The 6,796-nt window shown below is 70.9% G+C and carries 5 protein-coding genes; 1 reads left to right on the top strand and 4 read right to left on the bottom strand.

All coding sequences use genetic code 11. The features are described from left to right. The 4 genes from ACOV8S_RS26100 to ACOV8S_RS26085 form a co-directional block, all read right to left on the bottom strand. The coding region (locus tag ACOV8S_RS26100) for a biotin/lipoyl-containing protein (RefSeq protein WP_448320699.1) at positions 1-282 on the bottom strand (282 nt) is incomplete at its 3' end. A gap of 14 nt (positions 283-296) precedes the next feature. Further along, positions 297-1,304 carry an alpha-ketoacid dehydrogenase subunit beta gene (locus tag ACOV8S_RS26095; RefSeq protein ID WP_448320697.1) on the bottom strand — a complete coding sequence of 336 codons (1,008 nt, stop codon included), beginning with the start codon at positions 1,302-1,304 and terminating at the stop codon, positions 297-299. Between the two features lie 2 nt (positions 1,305-1,306). Continuing rightward, positions 1,307-2,509: a pyruvate dehydrogenase (acetyl-transferring) E1 component subunit alpha gene (gene pdhA, locus ACOV8S_RS26090; protein ID WP_448320696.1), complete on the bottom strand. Its 1,203-nt coding sequence runs from the start codon at positions 2,507-2,509 to the stop codon at positions 1,307-1,309. A 489-nt stretch (positions 2,510-2,998) separates the two neighbouring features. Beyond that, the gene (locus ACOV8S_RS26085; RefSeq protein WP_448320695.1) at positions 2,999-4,669 is read right to left on the bottom strand and encodes a protein kinase domain-containing protein; all 1,671 of its coding nucleotides are present in this window, start codon (positions 4,667-4,669) and stop codon (positions 2,999-3,001) included. Positions 4,670-5,056: 387 nt separating this feature from the next. On the opposite strand from ACOV8S_RS26085, the gene ACOV8S_RS26080 reads away from it, so the two are divergent. Continuing rightward, positions 5,057-6,682: a protein kinase domain-containing protein gene (locus tag ACOV8S_RS26080; RefSeq protein ID WP_448320693.1), complete on the top strand. Its 1,626-nt coding sequence runs from the start codon at positions 5,057-5,059 to the stop codon at positions 6,680-6,682. The last annotated feature ends 114 nt before the right edge of the window (positions 6,683-6,796 follow it).

Raw genomic sequence — 6,796 nt, 5'->3', positions numbered from 1 at the left:
GGCCGGGGCCGCCTCGGGCTCGGCGGGCGCGCCGCCGGCCACGTCCACGGCGATGATCGAGGTGCCGACGTCGACCGTGACGCCCTCCTCGAAGTGCAGCGCGCGCACCACCCCGTCGTACGGGATGGGCAGCTCCACGGCCGCCTTGGCGGTCTCGACCTCGCAGACGACCTGGCCGTCGGTGACGGTGTCACCGGGCTGGACGTACCACTTGAGGATCTCGGCCTCGGTGAGGCCCTCGCCCACGTCGGGCATCTTGAACTCGCGCACGGAGGTGCTCATGTTCCGGCCTCCTCTCAGTACGCGAGCGCGCGGTCGACGGCGTCGAGCACGCGGTCCAGGCTGGGCAGGTACTCCTCCTCCAGGCGGGCCGGCGGGTACGGGGCGTGGTAGCCGCCGACCCGCAGCACGGGCGCCTCGAGGTGGTAGAAGCAGCGCTCGGTGATCCGGGCGGCGATCTCCGCGCCGGAACCGAAGAAGACCGGCGCCTCGTGCACCACGACCAGCCGGCCCGTGCGCTCCACCGACGCCTGGATGGCGTCGAAGTCGAGCGGGGAGACCGACCGCAGGTCCAGGACCTCCAGCGAGCGCCCCTCCTCGGCGGCCACGTCGGCGACCTCCTGGCACAGCTTCACCATCGGGCCGTACGCCACCAGGGTGAGGTCGCTGCCCTGGCGGACGACCTGGGCCTTGTGCAGCGGACCGGGGATGGCCTCGGTGTCGACCTGGCCCTTGTCCCAGTAGCGGCGCTTGGGCTCGAAGAAGATGACCGGGTCGTCGCTCTCGATCGCCTGCTGCATCATCCAGTAGGCGTCCGCGGCGTTCGACGGCGTGACGATCTTCAGGCCGGCGACGTGCGCGAACAGCGACTCCGGCGACTCGCTGTGGTGCTCTACCGCGCCGATGCCGCCGCCGTAGGGGATGCGGACGACGACCGGCAGCTTGACCTTGCCCAGCGAACGGGCGTGCATCTTGGCGAGCTGGGTGACGATCTGGTCGTACGCGGGGAAGACGAAGCCGTCGAACTGGATCTCCACGACGGGCCGGTACCCGCGCAGCGCCAGGCCGATGGCGGTGCCCACGATGCCGGACTCGGCGAGCGGGGTGTCGATGACCCGCTCCTCGCCGAAGTCCTTCTGCAGGCCGTCGGTGACACGGAAGACGCCGCCGAGCTTGCCGACGTCCTCACCCATGATCAAGACCTTGGGGTCCGTCTCCAGGGCCTTGCGCAGCGACTCGTTGATCGCCTTGGCGATCGCCAGGCTCTTCACGGACTCCCGCGCCTTCACGGACTCGACTGCCATGGTCAGACCCCCTCACCGTCGGAGAACGACGCCTGGTAGGCGGCGAACTGGGCGCGCTCCTCGTCGACGAGCGCGTGACCGTCGGCGTAGGCGTTCTCGAAGATCGCGAACTTGTCCGGCTCGGGCATGGCACGGACCGCTTCGCGCACCCGCTTGCCCAACGCCTCGCTCTCGGTCTCGAGTTCCTCGAAGAATCCCTCGTTCGTGTCGGTTTCGGCGAGGAGGTACGCGCGCAGGCGGGCGATCGGGTCCTTGGCCTCCCAGGCGGCCCGCTCGTCGTCACCGCGGTAACGGGTCGGGTCGTCGGAGGTGGTGTGCGCGCCCATGCGGTAGGTGAAGGCCTCGACCAGGGTCGGGCCCTCGCCGCGGCGGGCCCGCTCCAGGGCCTGCTTGGTCACCGCGAGGCAGGCCAGCACGTCGTTGCCGTCGACGCGGACGCCCGGGAAGCCGTAGCCCTGGGCCCGCTGGTACAGCGGCACGCGGGTCTGGCGGTGGGTGGGCTCGGAGATCGCCCACTGGTTGTTCTGGCAGAAGAACACCACCGGCGCGTTGTAGACGGCCGAGAAGGTGAAGGCCTCCGCCACGTCGCCCTGGCTGGAGGCGCCGTCGCCGAAGTAGGCGATGACCGCGCTCTCGGCCCCGTCCTTGGCGACGCCCATGGCGTAGCCGGTGGCGTGCAGGGCCTGCGAGCCGATGACGATCGTGTACAGGTGGAAGTTGTTGCTGTTGGGGTCCCAGCCGCCGTGGTTCACGCCGCGGAACATGCCCAGCAGGTTGGTCGGGTCGACCCCGCGGCACCAGGCGACGCCGTGCTCGCGGTAGGTCGGGAAGACGTAGTCCTCGTCGTTCAGCGCGCGCCCGGAGCCGATCTGGGCGGCCTCCTGGCCGAGCAGCGAGGCCCACAGGCCCAGCTCGCCCTGGCGCTGCAGGGCGGTGGCCTCGGCGTCGAAGCGCCGGGTCAGCACCATGTCCCGGTACAGCCCGCGCAGCTCGTCGGGGGTGATGGAGTCGACGTAGCCGTCGTACTCCGGGTTGCTCACCCGCTGCCCCTCGGGAGTCAGCAGCTGTACGAGCTGGGGCTCCGCCGGGGCGGAGTCGGCCGCCTGGGCGGTCTTCTTCGCCGCCGTCCGGCCACGGGACGTCCCGGCCTTGCCTGAGGCGGCGCTGCGTCGCTGGGTGCGCGCGGCGGTGCTCTCCACGGTCACGTTGCTCCTCCGTCGTCCGGTCCCCGGGGTTGCCGGGTGACCTGGGGTGCCCCCCTCGCCCTTTGGGACGCGGGGTAACAGTTCCGCCTGGCCCCGACAGCGCGCACGGGGTGGGTGCCCTCGGCCGGTAGCAGGCGTGACAGTGCTCCGGCGAGCGCCCTACGAGAAATCACGTTACCCGCGGCTCCTCAATTCTGGGAAACCGCGCCTGACCTGGGATTTTGATTGGATTTCCAAGTAAAAGAACTCGGAAGTCCGACCATCTCCCAGAAGTCGGGAAGAACCGCTGGTGGCAGCCTTGGAACGGCCCGCAGGTGGCCGGAACATCGCGCACCGTATAACGGACACGGTCCTCATGGAAGACTCCGTACGGCTCTTTTTCTCCTCATTCATGCCAGCCTTTCCCGGATCGCACGAAGCTCACTGGGGAAAAGATCGAGGGGCGGAGGAGCGCAAGCGCTCCTCCGCCCCTCTTTCTGTACCGGCCGGTCAGCCCTCGGTACCGGTCACGCTTCCGACGATGGTGCCCTCGGCGCTTCCCTCGGCGGCGCCGGTGTCGCCGGTGCTGCTGCCGGTGGAGCCGTCCACCGTGCCCGTCTCGCCGGTGCTGCTGCCGGTGGAGCCGTCCACCGTGCCGGTCTCGCCGGTGCTGCTGCCGGTGGAGCCGCTCGTGCCGTCGGAGCCGTTGGTGCTGCCGCCCTTCCCGGAGGTCCCGCCGCTGCCGCTGTTCCCCGGCTTGGGGGACTCGGGCTGCTTGGAAGGCGTCGGCGACTCCTGCTCGCGCGGGGTGTCACCCCAGCCGCCGCCGGTGCTGCTGTCCGTCGTGTCCTCCTCCTGGCCGGAGGTGTCGTCCGGAGCCTCGGACTCCTCCTCGGGGGCGGAGGTCTGCGACGTGGCGGTAGGCTTCGGGTCCTCCTTGTCGGTCGGCTCGCCCTTCATGTTGTTCATGGCCAACGCGACGCCCGCCACCACGGCGATCACCGCCAGCGCGGCCAGCAGCAGCAGCTTGCCCTTGCCGCCGCCCGACCCCCTGGAGCCTCCGGTGTAGCCGCCGTCGTCCCCCGGGTTGTACGAGGGGATCATCGGCTGCGGGATCTGCGTCGTCGACGATCCGGCGCCCGGGCCGCCGCCGTGCGGGAGCATCGCCGTCGCCGCGGTCGCGCCGGCGCCACCGCGCGGGCCTCCGTTGGCGAGGACCGGTCCGGTGTTCCAGGTGCCGGTGTAGCCGCCCTGCTCGTAGAGCATCTCCAGGGCGTACTGGACCAGCCCGCGCATCTCCTCCGCCGTCTGGAACCGGTCGTCCGGGTCCTTGGCGAGGGAGCGCATCACCAGGCCGTCGAGCTCCGGCGGCACCTGGTTGCTCACGCCGGACGGAGGCAGCGGGATGTCCTGGACGTGCTGGTAGACCACCGACAGCGGCGTCTCGCCGGTGAAGGGCGGCCGCAGGGCCAGCAGCTCGTAGAGCAGGCAGCCCGTGGCGTACAGGTCGGAGCGGTGGTCGACGGCCTTGCCGAGGGCCTGTTCCGGCGACAGGTACTGCGGGGTGCCCATCACCATGCCGGTCTGCGTCATGGTCGACTGCGCGCCGTGCAGGGCGCGCGCGATGCCGAAGTCCATGACCTTGACCGCGCCGTTGTGCGTGATGATCACGTTGGCCGGCTTGATGTCGCGGTGCACGATGCCGTGCTGGTGCGAGTACGCCAGCGCCTCGAGGACACCCGAGACGATGATCAGGGCCTGCTCGGGCCCCGGCGCCTCGGACTCGATGAGGAGCTCGCGGATGGTGCGGCCCTCGACCAGCTCCATCACGATGTACGGGACCGAGGACCCGTCCAGCCGGTCCTCGCCCGAGTCGTACACGGCGACGATGGCGTGGTGGTTGAGCCCGGCCACCGACTGGGCCTCGCGGGTGAAGCGCGCCTTGGACACCGGATCCTCGGCGAGGTCGGCGCGAAGCAGCTTCACCGCCACGGTCCGGCCGAGACGCACGTCCTCGGCGGCGAACACCTCGGCCATACCGCCGCGCCCGAGTCTGTGGGTCAGCCGGTACCGGCCGTCGCCCACCAGTCCGCCGTTGCCCCAATTATCCGGCGCGTCAGACATGCCGCCGCCGGCCGCCTCGGGATCGGACGGGCCCTGAGCGGGATGCTGCTGTGCCATCAGTCCTCGCCGTCTTTCTGCCCGCGGTGCGTGCAGGGTTGTCGCGGTCTCCGTCAGCCACGCTACAGCCTTCCCGCACCCCTCCGTCCGGGGTCGGACCCAGGTTCCGGTCGAGGAGTGACCCCGCCGGCTCCAGCCGGGGACGGACCGGTCATCAAACCCCGTGGGCGGCCTGGCGTGCAAATTCCCGGTTACCGGCCCGGAGATCGAGTAACGCTTCCGCGACGCTTCCTTCGCGTACGGTCACGGAACGGGCACCACGCTTGACGTGTCTGTGCCCTACGGCAGACTTGGCCGGTAAAGACACGGTCGATCACGGTCGACACCCACTAGCGGGAGGGCCCCGGCCGCTGCCGCCGTGCCGGATCCGATGGGGGACGCACACAGATGAGCCAGGACGGCGCACAAGGACAGGGCCGGTTCACGGGTCAGTCGCTCGCGGGCGGCCGCTACCAGCTCCGCGACCTCCTGGGCCAGGGCGGCATGGCCTCGGTGCACCTCGCCTACGACTCGGTGCTGGACCGGCAGGTGGCCGTCAAGACGCTGCACACCGAGCTGGGCCGCGAGCAGGCCTTCCGCGAGCGCTTCCGCCGCGAGGCGCAGTCCGTCGCCAAGCTGGCCCACACCAACATCGTCTCGGTCTTCGACACCGGCGAGGACGTCCTCGGCGAGCTGACCACCCCCTACATCGTCATGGAGTACGTCGAGGGCCGTCCGCTCGGCTCGGTGCTCCAGGCCGACATCGACCAGCAGGGCGCCATGCCCGCCGACAAGGCGCTGAAGATCACCGCCGACGTCCTGGCGGCCCTGGAGATCAGCCACGAGGAAGGGCTGGTCCACCGAGACATCAAGCCCGGCAACGTGATGATCACCAAGCGCGGCGTGGTGAAGGTCATGGACTTCGGCATCGCCCGCGCCATGCAGTCCGGCGTCACCTCCATGACGCAGACCGGCATGGTGGTCGGCACTCCGCAGTACCTGTCGCCCGAGCAGGCGCTGGGCCGCGGCGTGGACGCCCGCTCGGACCTCTACTCGGTCGGCATCATGCTCTTCCAGCTGGTCACCGGCCGGCTGCCGTTCGACGCCGACTCCCCCCTGGCCATCGCGTACGCGCACGTCCAGGAGGAGCCGGTCGCCCCGTCGTCGATCAACCGCTCGCTGCCCCCGGCGGTGGACGCGCTGGTCGCCCGGGCCCTGCGGAAGAACCCGAACGAGCGCTTCCCCAGCGCCGTCGCCATGCGCGACGAGTGCCTGCGGGTGATGCAGTCGCTGCAGCAGGTCGCGCCCAGCATCGTCCCCGGCACCCAGAGCCAGAGCGGCTCGGGAGTCAGCTCGGCGGTCTTCCCGCCGGTGGGCCAGCAGACGCCGCCGCCCGCGGACGTGCACCTGCCCTACCAGCCGCAGACGCCCACGCCCGGCCCGTACGCGACTCCGCAGGCGGGCTACGGCTACCCGCACTCCGGCGGTTACCAGCAGCCCCACCCGGGCTACCAGACCCCGATGCCCTCCGGCCCGGGTTACCCCACCGGTCCCACGGCCGCGCCGACTCCGGCGCCCGCGGGCCGGGGCGGGAAGAACCGGTCCGTGCTGATCGGCGCCGTGGCCGCCGTCCTGGTGGCCGGCGGCGTGGTCGCCGCGCTGTCGCTCCAGGGGGACGACGAGAAGACGCCCACCGGTGGCGGCGGGGGCTCGTCGGCCTCCGCGTCCGCCGATCCGGCCGACGACTACAAGGGGCCGGAGAAGGAGAAGACGATCGACCCCGCGGAGTGCAGCGAGCCGGACGAGGCCTACGACGACGAGAACAAGATCGTCATGCCGGACTTCCGGTACAAGTACTGGCCCTCCGTGCAGAAGTGCCTCCAGGACGGTGGCTGGCACTACGACCCCAAGGACGTCTCCGACGCCACCTGGGGTGAGGACATGGTCGTCCGCCAGTTCCCCGCCCCGGGCACCAACGTCGACGAGGACGACGTCAACGTCGAGCTGGAGATCTCGACCGGTCGCTCCCAGTAGGCCGTGCCGGCCGTCCCCGAAGCGACAGGGGAACGGGCCCGGAGCAAGCGCGCAAGGCGCTTGCTCCGGGCCCGTTCCCGTTCCGTTCGGTTCACCGTCCGGCGCTGCGTCCGG

This window comes from Streptomyces sp. CO7 (assembly GCF_053474865.1).
Note: the sequence above shows the minus strand (reverse complement) of the source record. Positions and strands in the feature narration are given on the sequence as shown.